18 protein-coding genes, 3 tRNA genes and 1 pseudogene are annotated in these 21,460 nt (G+C 62.4%); 15 read left to right on the top strand and 7 right to left on the bottom strand.

What is annotated here, in order from left to right:
- Nucleotides 1-42: 42 nt before the first annotated feature.
- From arsJ to NAV27_RS19155, 4 genes are all read right to left on the bottom strand, one after another.
- Nucleotides 43-1,257, bottom strand: a complete 1,215-nt coding sequence (gene arsJ / locus NAV27_RS12520) for an organoarsenical effux MFS transporter ArsJ (RefSeq protein ID WP_102828419.1) — start codon at nt 1,255-1,257, stop codon at nt 43-45.
- A gap of 134 nt (nt 1,258-1,391) precedes the next feature.
- Nucleotides 1,392-2,396 carry an ArsJ-associated glyceraldehyde-3-phosphate dehydrogenase gene (locus tag NAV27_RS12515; protein WP_102828420.1) on the bottom strand — a complete coding sequence of 335 codons (1,005 nt, stop codon included), beginning with the start codon at nt 2,394-2,396 and terminating at the stop codon, nt 1,392-1,394.
- A 29-nt stretch (nt 2,397-2,425) separates the two neighbouring features.
- Nucleotides 2,426-3,142 carry an arsenical resistance protein ArsH gene (gene arsH, locus NAV27_RS12510; protein ID WP_102828421.1) on the bottom strand — a complete coding sequence of 239 codons (717 nt, stop codon included), beginning with the start codon at nt 3,140-3,142 and terminating at the stop codon, nt 2,426-2,428.
- 48 nt (nt 3,143-3,190) lie between these two features.
- Nucleotides 3,191-3,973 carry a metalloregulator ArsR/SmtB family transcription factor gene (locus NAV27_RS19155; RefSeq protein ID WP_102828422.1) on the bottom strand — a complete coding sequence of 261 codons (783 nt, stop codon included), beginning with the start codon at nt 3,971-3,973 and terminating at the stop codon, nt 3,191-3,193.
- Between the two features lie 104 nt (nt 3,974-4,077).
- On the opposite strand from NAV27_RS19155, the gene arsB reads away from it, so the two are divergent.
- From arsB to NAV27_RS12440, 12 genes and pseudogenes are all read left to right on the top strand, one after another.
- Nucleotides 4,078-5,157, top strand: a complete 1,080-nt coding sequence (gene arsB, locus NAV27_RS12495) for an ACR3 family arsenite efflux transporter (RefSeq protein WP_180981424.1) — start codon at nt 4,078-4,080, stop codon at nt 5,155-5,157.
- 10 nt (nt 5,158-5,167) lie between these two features.
- A complete protein-coding gene (locus tag NAV27_RS12490) occupies nt 5,168-6,172 on the top strand; it encodes a permease (RefSeq protein ID WP_102828424.1) in 1,005 nt (334 codons plus the stop codon).
- A gap of 15 nt (nt 6,173-6,187) precedes the next feature.
- Complete coding sequence (locus NAV27_RS12485) at nt 6,188-6,424, top strand: thioredoxin family protein (protein ID WP_054094665.1); 237 nt, start codon at nt 6,188-6,190, stop codon at nt 6,422-6,424.
- The gene (locus NAV27_RS12480) at nt 6,421-7,290 is read left to right on the top strand and encodes a cation efflux transmembrane domain-containing protein (RefSeq protein ID WP_102828425.1); all 870 of its coding nucleotides are present in this window, start codon (nt 6,421-6,423) and stop codon (nt 7,288-7,290) included. Before NAV27_RS12485 ends, NAV27_RS12480 begins: the two co-directional genes overlap by 4 nt.
- Before the next feature lie 227 nt (nt 7,291-7,517).
- Nucleotides 7,518-8,161, top strand: a pseudogene (gene gacA, locus NAV27_RS12475) (response regulator transcription factor GacA).
- The gene (uvrC, locus tag NAV27_RS12470) at nt 8,161-9,984 is read left to right on the top strand and encodes an excinuclease ABC subunit UvrC (protein ID WP_102828426.1); all 1,824 of its coding nucleotides are present in this window, start codon (nt 8,161-8,163) and stop codon (nt 9,982-9,984) included. Before gacA ends, uvrC begins: the two are co-directional and overlap by 1 nt.
- A 33-nt stretch (nt 9,985-10,017) precedes the next feature.
- On the top strand, nt 10,018-10,572 hold the full coding sequence (gene pgsA, locus NAV27_RS12465; RefSeq protein WP_102828427.1) for a CDP-diacylglycerol--glycerol-3-phosphate 3-phosphatidyltransferase: 555 nt from the start codon (nt 10,018-10,020) through the stop codon (nt 10,570-10,572).
- A 68-nt stretch (nt 10,573-10,640) separates the two neighbouring features.
- Nucleotides 10,641-10,716: transfer RNA gene (locus NAV27_RS12460), tRNA-Gly, on the top strand.
- 46 nt (nt 10,717-10,762) lie between these two features.
- Nucleotides 10,763-10,836: transfer RNA gene (locus tag NAV27_RS12455), tRNA-Cys, on the top strand.
- Nucleotides 10,837-11,031: 195 nt separating this feature from the next.
- Nucleotides 11,032-11,118 (top strand) — tRNA-Leu (locus tag NAV27_RS12450).
- A gap of 410 nt (nt 11,119-11,528) precedes the next feature.
- The gene (locus NAV27_RS12445) at nt 11,529-12,155 is read left to right on the top strand and encodes a response regulator transcription factor (protein ID WP_102828428.1); all 627 of its coding nucleotides are present in this window, start codon (nt 11,529-11,531) and stop codon (nt 12,153-12,155) included.
- Nucleotides 12,156-12,193: 38 nt separating this feature from the next.
- Entirely contained in the window at nt 12,194-13,006 is an 813-nt protein-coding gene (locus NAV27_RS12440) for a response regulator (protein WP_102828429.1), read from the top strand.
- Nucleotides 13,007-13,027: 21 nt separating this feature from the next.
- Here the strand turns inward: NAV27_RS12440 and NAV27_RS12435 are convergent, their stop codons facing one another.
- Nucleotides 13,028-13,852: a MinD/ParA family protein gene (locus NAV27_RS12435; RefSeq protein WP_102828665.1), complete on the bottom strand. Its 825-nt coding sequence runs from the start codon at nt 13,850-13,852 to the stop codon at nt 13,028-13,030.
- 433 nt (nt 13,853-14,285) lie between these two features.
- On the opposite strand from NAV27_RS12435, the gene NAV27_RS12430 reads away from it, so the two are divergent.
- The 3 genes from NAV27_RS12430 to NAV27_RS12420 all read left to right on the top strand — a co-directional run bounded on the left by NAV27_RS12430 (nt 14,286) and on the right by NAV27_RS12420 (nt 18,642).
- Nucleotides 14,286-17,174, top strand: coding sequence for an ATP-binding protein (locus tag NAV27_RS12430; RefSeq protein WP_102828430.1), 2,889 nt, complete (start codon nt 14,286-14,288; stop codon nt 17,172-17,174).
- The gene (locus tag NAV27_RS12425; protein ID WP_102828431.1) at nt 17,164-18,264 is read left to right on the top strand and encodes an HD domain-containing phosphohydrolase; all 1,101 of its coding nucleotides are present in this window, start codon (nt 17,164-17,166) and stop codon (nt 18,262-18,264) included. The genes NAV27_RS12430 and NAV27_RS12425 overlap by 11 nt, the downstream gene beginning before the upstream one ends.
- A gap of 84 nt (nt 18,265-18,348) precedes the next feature.
- Nucleotides 18,349-18,642, top strand: coding sequence for a hypothetical protein (locus NAV27_RS12420; RefSeq protein ID WP_102828666.1), 294 nt, complete (start codon nt 18,349-18,351; stop codon nt 18,640-18,642).
- Nucleotides 18,643-18,663: 21 nt separating this feature from the next.
- On the opposite strand, the gene NAV27_RS12415 is transcribed toward NAV27_RS12420, so the two are convergent.
- Both NAV27_RS12415 and NAV27_RS12410 read right to left on the bottom strand, forming a co-directional pair.
- Nucleotides 18,664-19,272, bottom strand: coding sequence for a DedA family protein (locus NAV27_RS12415; protein WP_102828432.1), 609 nt, complete (start codon nt 19,270-19,272; stop codon nt 18,664-18,666).
- Nucleotides 19,273-19,435: 163 nt separating this feature from the next.
- On the bottom strand, nt 19,436-21,364 hold the full coding sequence (locus NAV27_RS12410) for an alkaline phosphatase D family protein (RefSeq protein WP_102828433.1): 1,929 nt from the start codon (nt 21,362-21,364) through the stop codon (nt 19,436-19,438).
- Nucleotides 21,365-21,460 lie beyond the last annotated feature (96 nt).

Here is a 21,460-nt window from a genome sequence, read left to right as displayed (position 1 = left end):
GCGGGGCAGCGGCGGGCATGCGATGCTCGTCCGTTGCCTCGTCTACGCGTGCTGACGTGGCAGGCCGAGGGAAACCAGCGCGGCGAACAGGACGAATGCGCTGGAAATCCACAGGCAGGCCGTGAGCCCATAGCCCTGATAGACCCAGCCGGAAAGCAGCGTGCCGAGCAACCGGCCGAGGGCGTTGGACATGTAGTAGAAGCCGACGTCCAGCGACACACCGTCAACCTTGGCATAACTGACGATCAGGTAACTGTGCAGCGCGGAATTCACCGCGAACAGGGCACCGAATGCCAATAGGCCGACGATCAGCACGGTCTGCGCCGGCCAACCGCCGGCGAGGCCCAGCGCGATGGCTGCCGGTAACGCAGCGAGCGGCACCGCCCAGGCAAAGGCGGCGCGGCCACCCGGTGCCTGACCTCGGCGCTTGCCGGTGAGGTAAGGCGCAAGGCTCTGCACCACGCCGTAGCCGATCACCCAGACGGCGAGGAAACCGCCGACCTGCCAGACATCCCAACCGAACACGCTGGCGAGATAGACCGGCAGGGCAACGACGAACCACACGTCGCGCGCACCGAACAGGAACAGCCGCGCGGCCGACAGCACGTTGATCGCCCGGCTCTTGGATAACAGGTCACGGAACTTCGGCTTGGCCCGAGCCTTGCCCAGGTCACGCCGCAGCAACACCAGGCTGGCCAGCCAGATCAGTGCCAGCGCCGCCGCCATCGCCAGCAGCGAGCCCTGGAAACCGAACAAGGCGAGCAGGGCGCCGCCTAGAAAGAAACCCACACCCTTGAGCGCGTTCTTCGAACCCGTAAGCAGCGCGATCCAGCGATACAGTCGCCCCTGCTGCCCGTCGACGACCAGCAGCTTGATCGAGCTCTTGGCGCTCATCTTGTTGAGGTCCTTGGCGATGCCGGACAGCGCCTGCGCCGTCATCACCCAGGGCACACCGAGCAGCGCGTCCGGCACGGTCAACATCAGCAGTGCCGCCACCTGCAAGCCAAGCCCCAAGTTCATGGTTCGGTTAAGGCCGATGCGCGCGCCCAGCCAGCCGCCGAGCAGGTTGGTCACCACGCCGAAGAATTCGTAGAACAGGAACAGCGCGGCAATCTGCAGCGGCGTGTAGCCCAGACCGTGGAAATGCAGCACCACCAGCATGCGCAACGCGCCATCGGTGAGGGTGAAGGCCCAGTAATTGCCAGTGATCAGCAGGTACTGGCGGATTTCAGGAGAGAAGCGGGTGAGGGCGCGCATGAACGGTTCCAGGCCGGCGTGATGGGTAACAGGTGGAAAAGGCCGGTGGCCGTTTTCCACCCTACGATCCGCGATCAATACCGTAGGGTGGAAAACTCGCGCAGCGATTTTCCACCTGAACGGCAATGCCGGCCTCAGCCGGCCAGGCCGACCTTGCGCGCCAGCTCGACGGTGCGGTTGGCGTAGCCCCATTCGTTGTCGTACCAGGCGTAGATCTTCACTTGAGTCCCGTTGACCACCAGCGTCGACAGTGCGTCGATGACCGACGAGCGCGGGTCGGTGCGATAGTCGATGGACACCAGCGGACGCTCCTCGTAGCCGAGGATGCCCTGCAGTTCGCCCTCGGCGGCGGCCTTGAGCAGTTGGTTCACCTCCTCGACTGTGGTTGCGCGCTCTACCTCGAATACGCAATCGGTCAGCGAGGCGTTGGCCAGCGGCACGCGCACGGCGTGGCCATTCAGCCGGCCGCGCAGCTCGGGGAAAATCTCGGCGATGGCGGTGGCCGAGCCGGTGGTGGTCGGGATCAGGCTCATGCCCGAGGCGCGGGCACGGCGCAGGTCCTTGTGCGGCTGGTCGAGGATGCTCTGGGTGTTGGTCAGATCGTGAATGGTGGTGATCGAGCCGTGGCGGATGCCCAGGGCCTCATGGATCACCTTGACCACTGGCGCCAGGCAGTTGGTGGTGCAGGAAGCGGCGGTGACGATGCGGTGTTGCGTCGGGTCGAACAGCTGGTCGTTGACGCCCATGACGACGTTCAGCGCACCGGCTTCCTTGACCGGCGCGCTGACCACCACGCGCTTGACGTCCTGGTCGAGGTAGGCCTGCAGCACGGCGACGGTCTTCATCTTGCCGCTGGCCTCGATCACCACGTCGCAGCCGCTCCAGTCGGTATCGGCGATAGCTTTGTTGGCGCTGACTCGAATGCGTTTGCCGGCGATCACCACGTCGTCGCCGTCGCTGCTCGCCTCATGCTGCCAGCGCCCATGCACCGAATCGAAGTTGAGCAGATGGGCGTGGGTCGCGGCGTCGCCGGCCGGATCGTTGATCTGCACGAACTCCAGCTCCGGCCAGCCCCAGGCTGCGCGAAGCGCCAGCCGTCCGATGCGGCCGAAGCCGTTGATGCCTATTTTGATGGTCATGTTCGAGTCTCTGACGGATTGACAGCCTGTTAGATGCTGCGCTGATTGACGCGCCGGGACAGCGCTTCGGCCGATTCCTTGCGCTCGGAATAGCGGTCGACTAGATACTTGGCTTGCCCGCGCAGCAGCAACGTGAACTTGAGCAGCTCCTCCATCACATCCACCACGCGGTCGTAGTAGGACGAGGGCTTCATGCGGTCGTTCTCGTCGAACTCCTGCCACGCCTTGGCTACGGATGACTGGTTGGGGATGGTGAACATGCGCATCCAGCGTCCGAGTACGCGCATCTGGTTGACCGCGTTGAATGACTGCGAGCCGCCGCAGACCTGCATCAGTGCCAGGGTCTTGCCCTGCGTCGGGCGCACCGCACCGAGCGTCAGCGGCACCCAGTCGATCTGCGCCTTGAACACCGCGCTCATCGCGCCATGCCGCTCCGGCGAGCACCACACCTGGCCTTCGGACCACTGCATCAGTTCGCGCAGTTCTCGCACCTTGGGATGGTCATCCGGTGCGTCGTCCGGCAGGGGCAGGCCGGCGGGGTGGAAGATGCGTGTCTCGGCGCCCATGCTTTCGAGCAGGCGCGCGGCTTCCAGGGTCAGTAGCCGGCTGAACGAGCGCTCGCGGTTTGAGCCGTAGAGCAGCAGGATGCGCGGCGAATGGGTGGCGGGCGCATCGATGGCGCCCAGCTTGTCCATGCTGGGGGCGTCGAGCAGTTCGGCATCGATATTGGGCAGGTCGTTGGACATGGGCTTCATCCGGATAAAGAGGGGGCGGCTGTCGCTGCAGGCCGAATTTCAGTCGCAGGCGGGCTTGCGGCCAGGCCGGTCGCGCATCTGCCAGAGGCGTTGCACGTCCTGACGCAGCCATTCGACGTTGTTCGCCAGGGTCGTTTTGAGCATGTCCGTGACCCATGCGGGCAGTTGCGGGTGCAGGCGGTAATACACCCATTGGCCGTTACGTCGGTCTTCCAGCAGGCCGCAGCTGCGCAGCAGCGCGAGGTGGCGGGAAATCTTGGGCTGGACCTGGTCCAGCGCCGCGGTCAGCTCGCATACGCACAGTTCCTGCTCCAGACTGACCAGCAGCGCGATACGCGCCCGGGTTTCGTCGGCCAGACACTTGAATAGCTCGACCGGCGATAGCGAAGCGCTTTGCGCGATTGCGCTGGCGGGTTTGCTGGTGATCAGCACGAACATCCTTAGCCGTTCGTGGATCTCCTGCAGCGTCCTGCGATAGGCATCCGGCTGCGGGCTCGTTGCCGGATCCGCGAAATTCCAGGCGATGTACTCGCCGGCGCCAGGAAGCGACAGGCACTCCAGCGCGGATTTGTCACACAGGGTGATGACATAGTCGAAGGGCTCGCCCGTCACCTGCTCGATAGACTTGCTGACCAGTCCCGCGGTGGACACACCCAGGTGTTCCAGCGCTTCACGGGTGCGCGGATCCACCTGGGTCGGCGCGGTGCCGGCACTGACGGCCTCGAAGTGCTCGGAGTCGAGGTGGCGCAGCAACGCTTCCGCCATTTGCGAGCGCGATGAGTTCGCCACGCAGAGGAACAGGACACGCTTTCTCCGACTCATGTTGATCTCCGTCAGACCGGCATTTAACGAATATATTGTTTTGAATATATACGGTAAAGCGAATATCGTGATCGTCAGATTGTATCAACCAAGGTGAACAACAAATGACAAACGCATGTGAGGTCGCCATGAAGCAGTCCGCGGGAGCTCCGCTGGGCTTCTTCGAACGCTATCTGACGGTGTGGGTGTTCCTGTGCATCGCCGCCGGCACGGCGCTCGGGTTACTCGTGCCGGAGGCCGCGCAGGCGGTGGGGGCGATGGAGGTGGCGCGGGTCAACATCCCGGTAGGTGTGCTGATCTGGGTGATGATCGTGCCGATGCTGATGAAGATCGATTTCGGCGCGCTGCACGAAGTCCGCGAGCAGAAGGCCGGCATGGCCGTGACGCTGTTCGTCAACTGGGCGGTCAAACCGTTCAGCATGGCGCTGATCGGCTGGCTGTTCATCAAGGTGCTGTTCGCCGAGTGGCTACCAGCCGACGAGCTGGACAGTTACATGGCCGGGCTGATCCTGCTCGGCGCCGCGCCCTGCACGGCAATGGTGTTCGTCTGGAGCTACCTGTGCAATGGCAACGCCAACTTCACCATCACCCAGGTGGCGCTCAACGACCTGGTGATGGTGTTCGCCTTCGCGCCCATCGTTGCGTTGCTGCTCGGCGTGTCATCCATTCCGGTGCCGTGGGATACGTTGCTGCTCTCGGTGGTGATGTACATCGTCATCCCGCTGGCCATCGCCCAGTTCCTGCGCGCGCAGCTGATGAAGCGCGGCGAGGCGCATTTTCAAGCGGTGCTGGGGAAGGTTTCACCGTTCTCCATCGTCGCCCTGTTGGCCACGCTGGTGTTGCTGTTCTCCTTCCAGGGCAAGACCATCGTCGAGCAGCCGCTGGTGATCGGCATCCTTGCCGTGCCGCTGCTGCTGCAGACATTGTTCATCGCCGCGCTCGGCTATTGGCTATGCCGCCGCCTCAGGGTTCGCCACGACGTGGCTGGTCCGGCGACCATGATCGGCGCTTCCAACTTCTTCGAGCTGGCGGTGGCGGTGGCCATCGTCCTCTATGGTTTCGATTCCGGCGCCGCGTTGGCCACGGTGGTCGGCGTACTGATCGAAGTTCCGGTAATGCTCTGGCTGGTGCGCTTGGTCAACAGCAGCCGCGCCTGGTACGAGCGCGCCTTGCCGCGCAGCTGAGGAACGACTCATGGAAATCTTCAAGTGGCTGAACGACCAGTTGTTGCGCATGGACTGGCTGGCGTCTCTGGTGCGGCTGCTGGTGGAGGACATATTCGGCCTGGACATGGCCAGCCGGATCGGCGGCAGTCTGCATTTCTTCATCTATGACGTGATCAAGATTTTCATCCTGCTGTCGGTGCTGATCTTCGGCCTCTCCTGGATTCAGAGCTATTTCCCGCCGGAGCGCACGCGGCGCATTCTTGGCCGCATGCGCGGCTTTCGGGCTAACCTCGCTGGCGCATTGCTGGGAACGGTCACGCCGTTCTGCTCCTGCTCGTCGATCCCGCTGTTCATCGGCTTCACCAGTTCGGGTCTGCCGCTGGCGGTGACCTTCTCGTTCCTGATCTCCTCGCCGCTGGTCGATCTGGCGTCGATGATCCTGCTGGCCAGCATCTTCAACTGGTCGATTGCGCTGGCCTACGTGGTAGTGGGCATCGTGCTGGCAGTGATCGGCGGGACGCTGATTGGCAAGGTTGGGATGGAGCAGTACGTCGAGGCCTTCGTCACGCAACAGAAGGTCCTGGACCTCCCACAGGAACAGCTCACCCTGCGCGACCGCCTGACCTACGCTCGCGAGCAGGTGGGAGAGATCATCCGCAAGGTTTGGCTGTATATCCTGATCGGCGTGGGTATCGGCGCTGCCATACACAACTGGATCCCGGCGGGGCTGATCGAAAAGCTCATCGGCCAAGACAACTGGTGGTCGGTGCCGCTGGCCACACTGGTGGCCGCGCCGATGTACGCGGACATCTTCGGCACCCTGCCGATTGCCGAGGCGCTGGTGTCTAAGGGCGTCGGCCTGGGCACCGTGCTGGCATTCATGATGTCGGTCACGGCGTTGTCGCTGCCATCGCTGATCATGCTGAAACAGGTGGTCAAGGCGCCGCTGCTGGCGCTGTTCGTTACCGTCGTGCTGATGGGCATCATGCTGATCGGCTATCTGTTCAATGCATTTGCTTACCTGTTCATCTGAGATGGGAGATTCGCCATGCTGATCAAGATCCTGGGTTCCGGTTGCAGAAAGTGCGTGACCCTGGCCGACAATACGCGCCAGGCGCTGACAGCGCTGGGACGCGAGGCGGAGGTGGTCAAGGTGACCGACTTCGGCGAAATCGCCCGTTACGGGGTGATGAGCACGCCAGCACTGGTCATCGATGAGACGGTCGTGTCGGCGGGCAAGGTGTTGACGACCGATGAAATCGCTGCGCTGGTTGAGGCGCGATGAGTGGCTGCGATGGCCCCTGCGGTTGCGCGCGGCATCCGCAGGCAACCCATGCGTCGGAGGCGGGTGGCCGCTGGGTCAGCCTGTTCCACGTTCCGAAGATGGATTGCCCGGCGGAGGAGCGGCTGATCCGCATGGCCCTCGACGGTCACGTATCGGCAGGCGGCCTGGCGTTCGATCTTCCCGCCCGGCAGCTGCGGGTTACGCATGACGGTGCCATCGAGCCAATCGCCGAACGGCTGGGTAATCTCGGATTGGGCGCAACGCTGCTCGAAACCCGGGCAGCGGCGGTTGGTGCTCCGTCAGGCCGCGCGAACGAGGCCGGCGAAGCCGGGACCCTGAAGCTGCTGTTGGCGATCAATGCCTTCATGTTCGTGGCCGAGATGCTCGCCGGGTTGATTGCCCAGTCCGCCGGATTGATCGGTGATTCGCTGGACATGTTCGCTGACGCCGCCGTCTACGGAGTGGCGCTGTATGCAGTTGGCCGTGGCGCCCAACTGCAGATGAACGCCGCGCGGCTCGCCGGTCTGCTCCAGTTGCTGCTTGCCATTGGGCTGCTGATCGAAGTGGGGCGGCGCTTCGTCTTCGGCAGCGAACCGCAGTCGCTGTCGATGATGGTCGTCGCCAGCATCGCCTTGCTGGCCAACGTGCTCTGCCTGCTGCTGATTCACCGACATCGCGAAGGCGGCGTGCATATGCGTGCCAGCTGGATATTTTCCGCCAACGATGTGCTGATCAATGCCGGTGTGATCGTGGCCGGAGCGCTGGTCGCCTGGAGCGGATCGCGCTACCCGGACCTGCTGATTGGCAGTCTGATCGGAATCCTGGTCGCGCTGGGCGCACGGCGAATACTGGCGTTGCGGCCCTGAATGGTCTGCACTCCATAGCCAATGGCTTACAAGCATTGCGCTGTAGGTTCTGGCTGACAGGTGGCGCCAAACGCTTTGCGTCGCGGGTCGTAGCCATTGTGGCGGAGTGGCTGCGACGATTTTTCGTCACCTCGGATGAGGCGAGGTTGGCATTTTCTTTGGTACAGTTCGCCGTTATCACGAAGCGCGCAGCCAGCCAGCTTTGAATTGCATTGACGAGGTGTCTGTTGATTAGGGTGCTGGTGGTAGACGACCACGATCTGGTTCGCACGGGCATTACCCGCATGCTGGCCGATATCGACGGGTTGTACGTGGTTGGTCAGGCTGACTGCGGCGAGGAGGCGATCAAGCAGACTCGCGAACTCAAGCCGGACGTGGTTCTGATGGACGTCAAGATGCCCGGCATCGGTGGCCTGGAAGCCACTCGTAAGCTGCTGCGCAGCCACCCGGATCTCAAGGTCATCGCCGTCACGATCTGCGAAGAGGATCCGTTCCGACGCGTCTGCTGCAGGCCGGCGCGGCCGGGTATCTGACCAAGGGCGCTGCGCTGGAAGAGATGATTCGTGCGATCCGCATGGTTTTCGCCGGCCAACGCTACATCAGCCCGCAGATCGCCCAGCAGCTGGCGCTCAAGTCCTTCCAGCCGCAGCAGAATGGCTCGCCGTTCGATCTGCTGTCCGAGCGGGAAATCCAGATTGCGCTGATGATCGCCAACTGCCAGAAGGTCCAGGCGATCTCGGACAAGCTCTGCCTGTCGCCGAAAACGGTGAACACCTACCGCTATCGGATCTTCGAGAAGCTCTCGATCACCAGTGATGTCGAGCTGGCGCTGCTCGCCGTACGCCACGGCATGGTCGACACCATCAACTGATGGCCAGCGGATTCGATTCATCCGCCTTCCTGGCGGCATGCAGCGGGCATCCCGGCGTCTACCGGATGTTCGATGCGGACGAGAAACTGCTCTACGTCGGCAAGGCAAAGAATCTCAAGAAGCGCCTGGCCAGCTACTTTCGCAAGACCGGGCAGGCGCCGAAAACCGCCGCGCTGGTGGCAAAGATTGCCCAGGTGGAAACCACCATTACGGCGAACGAGACCGAGGCGCTGCTGCTCGAGCAGACGCTGATCAAGCAGTGGCGGCCGCCGTATAACATCCTGCTACGCGACGACAAATCCTATCCATACGTGTTTCTTTCTGCCGGCGAGTTTCCGCGGCTGAGCATTCATCGTGGCGCGAAGAAGGAACCCGGGCGCTATTTCGGTCCGTATCCGAGTGCCGGGGCGATTCGCGAGAGCCTGGGGCTCTTGCAGAAGGCCTTCCTCGTGCGTCAGTGCGAGGACAGCTATTTCCGCAATCGCACGCGGCCGTGTCTGCAATACCAGATCAAGCGCTGCAAGGCGCCCTGCGTAAAACTGGTGGATCCGACCGAGTACGCCGAAGATGTGCGTCACTCGGTGATGTTCCTCGAAGGGCGCAGCAATGCGCTGGCCGAAGAGCTGTCACGCAACATGGAGCAGGCGGCGATGAACCTCGAGTTCGAGCGTGCCGCCGAGATTCGCGACCAGATCGGCATCCTGCGGCGCGTTCAGGACCAACAGAGCATGGAAGGCGGCAATGGCAACGTCGATATCGTCGCCGCCGCCGTAAGCCCGGGCGGTGCATGCGTGCATCTGATCAGTGTGCGTGGCGGGCGGGTGCTCGGCAGCAAGAATTTCTTCCCCCAGGTTGCCATTGAGGAGAGCGTCAGCGACGTGCTGCAGGCGTTTCTTGAGCAGTATTACCTCGGCTCGAGTGAGCGCGACTTGCCGGGCGAGCTTATCGTCAATGCCGTGCATGAGGACTTTCCCACGCTGGTCAGCGCGATCGCGGAATTGCGCGGCAGCGAGCTGAGCATCGTGCATCGCGTACGCGGCACGCGCGCCCGCTGGCAACAGCTGGCGCTGACCAATGCCGAGCAGGCGCTGTCGGCACGACTCGCCAATCGCCAGCACCTGTCGGCGCGTTTCGAAGCGCTGGCCGAGGCGCTGAAGCTCGACGAACTGCCATCACGCCTGGAATGTTTCGATATCAGCCATTCCAGCGGCGAGGCAACGGTGGCGTCCTGCGTGGTGTTCGGCCCCGAGGGGCCGCTGAAGTCGGACTACCGCCGCTACAACATCGAAGGCGTCACCGCTGGAGACGATTATGCGGCGATGCACCAGGCGCTCTCGCGGCGTTTTCGCAAGGCGGCCGAAGGCGAGGGCAAGCTGCCCGACATCCTCTTGGTGGACGGTGGCAAGGGCCAGCTCAACATGGCGCGCGAAGTGCTGGAAGAGCTGGCGGTGCCCGAGTTGATCCTGCTCGGCGTGGCCAAGGGCGTCACCCGCAAGCCCGGCCTGGAAACCTTGTATCTCAACGACGCGGCGCACGAATTCACGCTGCCGGCCGACTCGCCGGCGCTGCATCTCATCCAGCAGGTGCGGGACGAGGCCCACCGTTTCGCCATTACCGGCCACCGTGCGCGACGCGGCAAGGCTCGGCGCACATCGAGCCTGGAAGACGTGGCAGGCATCGGACCGAAGCGGCGACGCGAACTGCTCAAGCACTTCGGTGGTCTTCAGGAACTCTGCCGTGCCAGCCTGGACGAGATCGCCAAGGCGCCGGGTATCAGTAAAAAGCTTGCCGAGTCGATTTATGCCGCTCTGCACAGTGAGTAGAATCACCGCCAATTTCGCTGATCAGTGGTACCGATGAATATTCCAAACCTGCTCACCGTGCTGCGCGTGCTGCTGATCCCAATCTTCATTCTGCTGTTCTACCTGCCATTTCACTGGAGCTATCTGGCCGCCAGCGCAGTGTTCACCATTGCCGCAGTGACCGATTGGCTCGATGGCTACCTGGCCCGTCGCCTGGAGCAGAGCACCCCATTCGGCGCCTTCCTCGATCCGGTGGCGGACAAGCTGATGGTGGCCGTCGCCCTGGTGCTGCTGGTCGGCGAGCATGCCAACCTGTGGCTGACGCTACCGGCAGCCATCATCATCGGGCGTGAGATCGTCGTCTCGGCGCTGCGCGAGTGGATGGCCGAACTGGGTGCGCGCGCGCAGGTAGCCGTCTCCAATCTCGGTAAATGGAAAACCGCAGCGCAAATGGTGGCGCTGGTGATCCTGCTGGCCAATCCGCCAGCTCTGACGATCTGGGTCAGCCTGGGCTACGCGTTGCTCTTCATCGCAGCCGGACTGACGCTGTGGTCGATGATCAACTACCTGAACGCGGCCTTGCCTCATCTGAGCGCCGAAAAGAAATAAAACTTTTTTAATCAAGGGCTTGACGCCGCGCTCTGATCCTATAAAATGGCGCCCGTCACCAAGACAACGCGGGAATAGCTCAGTTGGTAGAGCACGACCTTGCCAAGGTCGGGGTCGCGAGTTCGAGTCTCGTTTCCCGCTCCAATTTGTTGTAGATGACGCCGCAGAGAATGCGGCGTCATTGTTTTGAGGCCGGTTGGCAGAGTGGTTATGCAGCGGATTGCAAATCCGTGTACGCCGGTTCGATTCCGACATCGGCCTCCAGTATCGAAAGCCCCGCAAGTTAACGCCTGCGGGGCTTTTTGTTTGAGGCATGACAAACACAGTCGGCCTCATAGCTCGCATATCAACCCGGCCAGCCCTCCGCCCATGCACGACCCGCGCGGTTGCGTGAAGCCGGGTAGCTGGTTATAGTCCTGCGCCGCCGCGATCCACCTTGGCGGCCAGCTACAGCGCTACGCCCGGATGGCGAAATTGGTATACGCAAGGGACTTAAAATCCCTCATCCGAAAGGGTATGCGGGTTCGACCCCCGCTCCGGGCACCAATGAGCATTCCCGCTTCACCTGTCCAAGTGACCCTAGTTCCGCGCTCCGTACTGCTTTACCGCGCCTTATGCCGCGGTAGATCGTTGGCTATACGGCCATCCGCAATTCATCTTCTTTCGCTATTTCCGAATACATGTTCGCGCGTATGCGGGTTCTTGTGTATGCAACAGACGCCTTAGGTCTAATTCAATAGTTCGGTTTTATGAGTTATTGAAAGTTTGCTGACTGCAGAATTAACGTTCTCAGGTGAGAACTAACCTCAAATGCAGCATCAAACTCTTGGGAATGTAATTCGGAATTTGGGTAGTGCCAATCCAATTAAATTGCAATAATGAACTTGTAGCGCTCGTCACAAATACGGTGACAATTCAGGATTGTCATAGGACGTAGATGCGATTTTGGTGCATGTATGAGAACCGTTCTAATTGTCGATGATCACCCGTTCATTTGCCTGGCAGTCCGTACGCTGCTTGAGCGCGACGGATATCGCGTCGTGGCGGAGGCCGATAACGGGGTCGATGCGATTCAGCATGCCAAGGTGCACAGCCCGGATCTGGTCGTAGTCGATATCGGTATCCCGAAGCTGGACGGTCTGTCGGTGATCATGCGTTTGCGCTTGCTGAGCGATTCGCTGAAAGTTCTGGTGCTGAGTTCTCAGCCGGCCAACCTTTTTTCCATGCGCTGTCGGCAGGCGGGGGCGGCGGGGTATGTGTGCAAAAGCGGCGACATGAGCGAGCTGACCAATGCGGTCCAGGCCATCAGATCCGGCTACGAGTACTTCCCCAGCCTAAGCTCCGCCTCAGTCAACCAGAGCGATGCGCGCATGTCCGAAACGGAGATGATCAACACGCTGTCGGACCGCGAAATCACCGTGCTACGACAATTGGCCCAGGGGCGCAGCAACAAGCAGATCGGCGATGACCTGGCCCTCAGCAACAAGACAATCAGCTGCTACAAAACCCGCATCATGGAAAAGTTGCAGATCGAAACGCTGGTCGATCTGGTCGAGTTCGCCAAGCGCAACTCCGTCACCTGACGGGGTGTCGGCATTCATTCAGCGAAAGGGCGAACCCGATGGGCACCGAACCTTCTTCCGCAGCAGCTGGCGGCCCTACGGCCGGTAAGCGCGACGACCACAAAAGATCGCTCACCTTGCTGGTGGTGGATGACTATCCGCCCGGTCTCATGCTGCTCAAGCAGCAGTTCAGTTTCCTTGGTCACCGGGTGATTGCCGCTACCGACGGCAAGGAGGCTTTCGACCAATGGCTCGCCGATGATTTCGACGCCGTGCTCACCGATTCGCGAATGCCACTGATGGATGGTTGCGAGCTGGCCCAGGCGATTCGCCAGCACGAGCAGAGCAATGGACGACCGCGCTGCCTGATCATCGGCATCACTGCCAACGCGGTGCCGGAAGAGCGCGCACGCTGTCTGGCCGCTGGTATGGACGAGTGCTTTTTCAAGCCGATGGATCTGATCGAGCTCGATCGTTACTTGGGCCAGCGCGATGTTGCTGTGCCGACACATGAGATCATCGAAACCACCCAGTCTGAGGCGCTTGGCGCCCGGTTGTGGGCATTGGCGGGGCAGAATTCGGACATCCAGCGACGGCTTGTCGATTCCCTGCGAAGTAGCAATCAGGCCGATTGCGAGCGTTTGCAGAACTTGCTGGCGGCGCGCGACGCCGAAAGCCTGCCTGACTTTGCGCACCGGATCAGAGGCGCGGCTGGCCTGATTGGCGCAGAGGCGCTCGTGACCTGCTGTCTGACGCTGGAGCAGGCGTATGCGAATGGCGCTTCGCAGGACGCTTTGCTATGCCAGGCCGAGGTGCTACTACAGAGGATGCGCGAACTGACTGCCGACCTGGGCCGTCTGCATCAGGCCTGACGATCGTTACGCCGCGATCGGTCAGCAGGCCAGGCGTGCCCTGGGAGCGCAAAACAGTCTATCGCCAAAGAACTCCAGATGAGCAGTCGGATTGGACGGCAATAGCCAGTTATCTATCTTGTTTGCAATTTTCCTGTAGGCGCTCGTGCTCTTTGAGGTTGGATAGGCATCGTATACGGCACGACGTTTCTTTGCGGCATGCCGAACGTTTTCATCGAAGGGAATATCCCCCAGATACTCCAATACAACACTTAGAGCTGAATCGGTTATTTTAAGAAGTGTATTAAACAGCGCGCGCCCCTCATAACGGCTGTGGACCATGCTGGCCAATATATGGAATCGGGATATTCCATAGTTGCGATTCAGCAGCTTGATAAAACTGTATGCGTCATTGATGGAGGCAGGCTCGTCGCGAACGACGACCATTACATGCCTGGAGGCGTGGATGAAATTCAGCGTCGACTCAGTAATGCCCGACGCCGTATCGATGAGCAGGACGTCCGGGGCATCCTGCATGTCGCTGACGGCGTGAATCAGACCGGCCTGTTGCGTCAGACTCAGCTGCGTCATGTCCAGATCGCCGCAGCTTCCGGGCAGGATCCGTATGCCGCCGCCCAGTTGCAACACCACTTGCTCGATCGAGCAGTGACCGCGCAATACGTCGGCCAGGGTGCGGTGCGGGGACAATCCCAGCAGCTCGTGAACGTTGGCCGTCGCCAGGTCGGCGTCCAGGACCATCGTCCGGCGTCCGAGATCGGCCAAACCGAGCGCGAGGTTGACCGCAACATTGGTTTTACCGCTTCCGCCCCTGCCGCCTGCAACGGCGATGACCTGCACGGGATTCATCTGGCTTGTCCTCACGAAGACGAACAGGGTCACGACCTGAAGGCGAGGCCCGCGGTAAAACCGGGGAACCCTGTCGGCGCCATAAACGGCCTTACTGCGCATCGTTCTGTAGGTAGTTGTGTGAGGACATGCTGGCAGAGTTACCGGGCCGGATAACGCAGAAACGTCCTACGCATTTGTAGGAAACTTCTTATTCGCTGGCGATCTCTTGAATCGTAAACACGCGGACCGCAGACTCGCCGTGCAATTGACTACAGTCCAGGACTCGATGGTCCCTGTGCTTCTCTCCGCGTCGCGCGTTCATGCATGAATGCCGCGGCTAGAGCCCCCATTCGATGCACATATCTTTCGATAGATATAGATAGAAGTCGTTTGGCTGCTGCTCGCGCACTTTCTCAATTCATCAGGCAAATGTTTCCCGGAGCGCCCGTTCATGTGGTCGAAACGTTCTTTCGGTCTGCGTCAGTGGATCTGGCGTGCATTCGTACAAAGCGCACTAATCCCTCTAATTCTTGTAGAGACCGTGCTGATTGCCGTCTATCTGCTGACCAACAGTGCGATTCGCGATGCGCAGATCGAACACCTGCGCAACAACGCGGTGATCGATCTCGAAGCCACCGCCACTCAGGAAGCGCGCATCATCGACGAGCAGCTCAGGCAGGTTCGTGCTCAGGCTGAAATCTATCGCAACCTAACCACACGCGTTCTGATGGAAGATGAGGTGATGCCGACCACGCTGGCGCTGACGGACGACGGCGTTCGCTACACGCCGCGCAACGACGGCGGTGCCGCGGTGTTCTACGCCAACTCGACCCCGGCCGAACGCCAGGACCTGCAGAAGATCGGCAAGCTGACGCGGCTCGACCCGCTGATGCAGCAGATCGAGAACAACACTCCACTGATCGACAGCCTGTATTTCAACAGCTGGGACAGCCTCAACCATATCTATCCCTGGTTCCTGACGCCGGACCAGTACCCGCACGATATGGTCATCCCTGAATACAACTTCTATTACCTGGCCGATGCGTCGCACAACCCGGAGCGCAAGGTGGTCTGGACCGATGTCTATGTCGATCCGGCGGGGCTCGGCTGGATGATGTCGGCCGTCGCCCCGGTTTATCGCGGCGATTTTCTCGAGGGCGTGGTTGGCGTCGATATCACCGTGAGCGGCATTCTCGAGCAGATCAGCCGCCTGCAGGTTCCGTGGAATGGTTACGCGATGCTGGTGGGCGCCGATCTGAACATCCTCGCGCTGCCAAAAGCGGGCGAGCAGGCCTTCGGCCTGCGCGAACTGACCGACTATTCCTACGAGGAGGCCGTGCACCGCGAAATACTCAAACCGGATACGTTCAAGCTCGATCACAACCCGCAAACCGAGCTGCTGGCCAAAGCCATCAATGCGAAGTCACGTGGCGTACAGCCTGTGACGCTCGGCGGGCGTACCCATCTGGTGGCGTGGGAAACCATCGAACCGACCGGCTGGCACCTGTTGACGGTGGTGGACGAAGCCGACATTTTCAGCCAGACCAACGCGCTGGCCAGCCGTTACCAGCAGATCGGCTATCTGCTGATCGCCGGCCTGGTGCTGTTCTACCTGCTGTTCTTCGCCTTCATGTGGGCGCGCGCGCGTCGGCTCAGTCAGCTGCTGCTGAAGCCTATCGCCGGCATCTCGCAGATGATCGATCAGATAGGCAAGGGCAACCGCTTGCCGCAGCAGGTCAGATCGGAAATCCGCGAACTCGACCAGATGGCCGAGCACATCTGCGGTGTAGGCGGCCAGCTCGAACACAGCGAAGCGCAACGCGAGCAAACCCACCGGCGCCTGGAGCTGGTACTGGAAAGCGCGACCGAAAGCCTCTGGGAAATCCGCTATGAAACCGGTCTGGTCAAGCTGCGCGGACGCTTCTGCGAGCGCTTCGGCTTGGCCAGCGAGCTGCCGCTCGAGGAGTTCTTCCAGCGCATTCATCCGGACGACGAACCGCGTATTCGTCAGGCGCATCAGCAGCTGACCCAAGGCGCGTGTGACAGCTATTCGGGCGAGTTCCGCTTCGCCGATGCGCAGGGCCAGTATCACTGGCTGCTCAGCCGGGGCAGGGTGCTGGAGCAGCACCCGGAATCCGGCTTGGCCAGTCTGGCTGCCGGCACGCATGTGGATATCGCCGAAATCAAGCGTATCGAGGGCGAGCTGCGCCAGGCGATGCTCGATGCGCAGGTCGCCAACCAGGCCAAGTCGCGGTTCATTTCCAGCATGAGCCACGAACTGCGCACGCCGCTCAACGCCATTCAGGGGTTCGCCCAGTTGATGCAGATGCAGGCGCGCGCGAAGGGACAGGAGCAGGAACAGGGCGATTTCCTCATGGAGATCCTGCGCGCCAGCCGTCACCTCAATCATCTGGTGGGCGACATTCTCGAATGGTCGGGAACGCAGCTACAGTCCGCGCCTCTGGAGCTGGGACTGGTCGACGTTGGCGAGCTGATGCGTGAGAGCGCCGAACTGGTTCGGGCCGAGATGAACGAGCGTGGCCTGCGGCTGAACCTTGATCTACCCGAGGCGAAACTGCAGGTGTGGGCCGAGCCGCGGCGGCTGCGTCAGGTGCTGCTCAACCTGTTGTCCAACGCGATCAAGTACAACAAACCGGACGGGCAGGTGACGCTGAGCTATCAGGTCGCCGCCGGCCAGCTTCGGCTGCTGGTGGAGGACACCGGACTCGGCATCGCCAGCGACCTGCAGCACAAGGTTTTCGAGCCGTTCCAGCGCCTCGGTCGCGAGAACAGCATGATCCAGGGCACCGGTATCGGCCTGTCGCTCTGCCGGGAGCTGGCCTCGCTGATGCACGGGCGCATGGGCCTGCACAGCGAGGAGGGCATCGGCAGCAGCTTCTGGATCGAACTGGCACTGTACGACAGCAAGCCCTCGACCGCGCCTGCAAAGCCGCCTCGGTCGCAGCCGCGCATCGTCTATGCCGAGGACAATCCAGCCAGCCAGTTCCTGGTGCGCGCGGTGCTGAACGACATCGCCGAGGTCGAGGTCGCCAGTAACGGCGTGGCGGCGCTGCAGCTGATAGCGGCCGCGCCGCCGGATCTGGTGCTGCTCGATCTCAAACTGCCCGGCATGGACGGCGAGGAGCTGCTGGCACGTCTGCGCAGTGACCCGAAGCTGCAGGGACTGCCCGTCGTGATTCTCAGCGCGGTGAGCGGCGCCGAGGTGCTGCGCGCCGCCGCTCTGGACTGCCAGGGGTTGCTCAGCAAGCCGCTGGATATGCAGGAGCTGCGTAGCCTGGTGGAAGCCTTGCTGGCAGAGGAGTTGAAGCATGCCGATTGAAGCCATACGCCAGGCCACCATCGTCGTTATCGACGATATCGCCTCGAACCTGCGTTTGCTCGAGTCGACCGTGCGAGCCCTTGGCGTGCGGCGCGTCCTGGCCTTCAGCGATTCATCCCTCGGGCTGGCCTGGCTGCAGCAAAACGACTGGGACCTGCTGCTGCTCGATGTGGATATGCCCCGCCCGAATGGCTTCGATATCCTCCGCGAGCTGTCCGGGCGCGACCGTGCCCGTTCGATGATCGTCATGGTCAGCGCACTGACCGACCGCACCAGCCGTCATCGCGGTCTGGAGCTGGGCGCCAACGACTTCATCAGCAAGCCGCTGGATCTGCCTGAGCTGCTGCTACGCGTGCGCAATCAGCTGCAGATGAGCCAGGCCGCCCGACAGCTCAACCAGGAACGCGAGAGTCTCGAACGAAAGGTGCTCGAGCGCACCGCGCAGCTGAATGCCAGTTACCAGTCGGTGGTGCGCAGCTTGCTGCGCGCCGCGCAGCACAAGGACGAGGAGACCGGCCAGCACATTCGACGGATCGGCGAGTCGGCCGCGCTGATTGCCACGGCCCTGGGGCAGGCGCCGGAGTGGGTGGAGTTGATAGGTCTGGCGGCGCCGATGCATGACGTCGGCAAGATCGGCATCCCCGACTGCATCCTGCTCAAGCCAGCGGCGCTCACGGTCGAAGAGCGTCGCGTCATGCAGCAGCACACGCAGATCGGCCATGCGATCCTGAGCGACGGCGAAGATTCGCCATTGCTCGAAATGGCGGCGCAGATTGCCCTGTCCCACCATGAAAAATGGGATGGCACGGGATACCCACAAGGCCTCAAGGGAGAGGAAATTCCGCTGTCGGCGCGCATCGTCGCCTTGTGCGATGTGTACGACGCGCTGCGTTCACCGCGCCCCTACAAACAGTCGTGGCCGGCCGAGCGCGCCCAGCAGTACGTGCGCGAACAGGCGGGCGTGCATTTCGATCCGCAGCTGGTGGCCGTGCTGGAGGGTATCTTCCCGTTGCTGGAAAACACGCAGACCCGACTGGCCGACGCGAGCAGCGAGTTGCCGGGGCCGGCATACCAGTCCATTCCTGCCTGACTCCCCACGCCTACGGATAACCGCAGCGAAGCGGATAAGATGCCGCTCATTGCGCCTGCGCGCTCACTGGCGATGGTACGGACGATGACAGCGGCTGAACTGATAGCGATCCTGCAGGGCTACCCCGGTGATACACCGGTGCTGGTCGAAGGCCACGGCAAGGGTTGGGACGCCATCCGTGGCGCGGGCGCCGCGACGGTGGTGGAAGTGGTGGAGCCAGCCGAACCGGACGGGCAGTTTCTGCGCGAAGGCGACTTGCCCGATCCGGATGCGTTCTTCCTGGACGAACAGGCCCGACGCAGTCTCATGAAGACATTGATGAAGGGCAAACGCAGCCGGGCGATTCTGCTCAGCGGCCGTGGCCAGCCGCGGGACTGAGGCGTTGCGGCCCCGTTCGCCTTACCGCTGGCGCAACGCGTGGCCGTTGCGCACGAGGCGATACAGGTAGACCAGCACGATGACGCCGAGCACGATCTTCGAACCCGGGTCCAGGTACTCGGCGACGCGGTCGTATTCGGCATGCAGCAGGTAGCCGGCCAGCGCCAGCAAGAAGGTCCAGATCGCCGAACCCGCCAGGGTATAGAAGGCGAAGGAACGGAACGGCATATGCGCGATGCCGGCGGGCACTGAAATCAGCGTGCGGATCGCCGGCACCAGACGGCCGAAGAACACCGCCTTGCGCCCGTGCGCGCGAAACCAGATGCCGGCCTCGGTGACATCGTCACCCGATATCGTCAGCCAGCGACCGTAGCGCTGGGCCAGCCGCCGCATGCGCTTTTCGCCGAGCAGGGCGCCGGCGTAGTACCAGGGCAGCGCGCCGAGGAACGAACCGAGCGTCCCGGCGATCACCACGCCAATGATGTTCAGCTCGCCACGTGCGGCGAGAAACCCGGCCAGCGGCATGATCACTTCCGAGGGAATCGGCGGGAACAGGTTCTCCAGCAGCATCAGCGCGAGAATGCCGAAGTAGCCGCCTTGGCTGATCAGCCCGGTAATCGAATCGAACACGTAAAAATCCTTGTAACCGAAAGGGAAAACGCCACCGCTCAGCCGGTCGCCGGCCTATGGCTCGCGGTTTGAACCTGCCGCGCGTGGCCGGTTCCGGCCGCCGCGCCGTTAAATCGTTACACCGCGTGGCGCGCAGCGTCGCATGCGGCCAAGTGACCGACCATCAGACTTGCGCTCGGAACTGAACCGGCGGCGAACCGTCGGCGTTGATCTGCTCCACCAGCGCCGGACGGCCTTCGGCATCCAGTCGCACATGGCCGATCCCTGCGGCATTCCACAGACGCTCGCCGGCGCTGCTACGGTTGGGCAGCCAGGGCTGTACCTTGACCCTTCGGCGTTTGGTCAGCCAGTTCAGCGGCGAACGCGGCGAGTAGAGCCAGCGATTCAGGCGGTCGAAGATATCCAGCAGGCGGCGCGGAAACTCGTTTTTCACGCCGCTGCTGGTGATCTGCCACAGCTGCGGACGGCTGCGCCGGCCACGGATGCGGATTTCGTAGGCGAACGAGTAATGCACGTCGCCGGAGAGAATCACGTAGTTGCCCGGTGTGCGCGTGTGGCGAAAGATGTTGAGCATCACCTGCGCCGCACCACGATGGGCCATCCAGTTTTCCGCATCGACCAGTAGCGAGTAGCCGAGCCAGCTGAACACCCGCTGTACCGTCTCGATCAGCTTGACGCCGAACATCGGCGCCGGCGAGACGATCACCGCCGAGTGATGATCGAGCAACGCGTGCTGGAAGTCGGTGAGCGCTTCCCAGTCCATCAGACCCGAAGGTCGACTCAGATTGCGCTCGCTGCGCCAGCGTCGAGTGCGGGTGTCGAGCACCACCAGCGCCGGCTCGCCGGGCAACACATACCCCCAATTCGCGAAGGCGAGCAGGGCGTCGACCGCATCGTTCTGAGCCTGGCAGTCGAGCGCACCGTCGCGCGCGCTATTCAGTAACCGCTGCAGCGGTGCGAGCACCGTGGTGAACGCTTCGGGCTGGTTGCCCCAGCCCTGGCAGAGCAGATAGGCCGCCAGCGCATTGCCGATGATGCGGCGGGAGAACGGATGGCCGTAAGCGGTTTCCTCCCAGCGTGCGGATAGATTCCAGTCGTCGGTGATGTCGTGGTCATCGAAGATCATCAGCGTCGGCACGTGCGCCAGCGCCCGCGCCGCGCGCGGCAGGGTTCGGCGGAACGCGTCGATCTGCTCGGCTTCGCGCGCATAGCGCTGCGCCAGTTCGTCTTCGAGCGACGGTGCGACCGGATCGATCAGCTGCCACGGCACCGGCGACCACACCAGTAGGTACATCGCCAGCACCTCGGATAGGGTCACCAGGTGATTGTGGGCATTGGCGGTGGTGAACACCGGTTTCTCCGCGCCGCCGAAGAAACGCTCGCGCAACGCCTCGCTGGCCTTGAATGCCGGCAGCAGTTGTTCGCGCCGGTAATAGGTTGCCGGGTGCGCCAGCAACTCGGCGCTATCGGCCACCAGCGCGCCCTCCAGGCATTCGCCGTAGAGCCCCAGGCGACGGATCAGCGCGTGGATCGCCACCAGCATCGGCCCGGCGACATCGTCGGCGTAGATCTGGTCGCCGGTCATCAGTAAGGCCGCCGGCCATTGCTCCGGCGCCTGCCGCGCCTCGTCGAGCAGGCGATCGACGCAGACGAGCCCGTCAGCTGAGGCGTGATGCGGCTTGCGGCAGGAGCCGTGCAGCAGGTTGTCGAAGCGCGGCCGAATCACGAACAGCGGCATACGTTCGCCTTCGTGCAGCAGATGCGGCGCCCACTGCGCGATGCCAGGCTCGGCAGCGTGGCCGAGCAGACGCAGGTCGTAGCGGATCGGCCGGTCGTGGGGCAGTGGCTCGTCGAACGTCACATCGATCAGATGCAGCCACGCCGACGTGCCGACCCGTATTCGCGTGCACTCGTCGTCGCTGAGGGCCCGCACGCGTTCCGGCTCACCGTCGACATCCAGCTGCAGGCGCAGTGTCAGCGCTTCGCTGCCGACCAGCCAGAACACCAGCCGGGTGGTTTCGACGCGGCGCAACAGCGGCCCGGCGAGCACCGGCGGCAGCGCCGGGCTCGGGGAGGAGGTGGGTTCGTTCATGCAATGCTCAAAGGGTAAACGCCAGCTATCAGAGTGCTTCAATCGCAGAAGATTGCGGCGGCGATGAAGCATTCAAGCCCGTCACCGCGAGCACTA

Origin of the sequence: Stutzerimonas degradans (genome assembly GCF_024448505.1) — a bacterium.
Lineage (GTDB): Bacteria > Pseudomonadota > Gammaproteobacteria > Pseudomonadales > Pseudomonadaceae > Stutzerimonas > Stutzerimonas degradans.
Note: the sequence above shows the minus strand (reverse complement) of the source record. Positions and strands in the feature narration are given on the sequence as shown.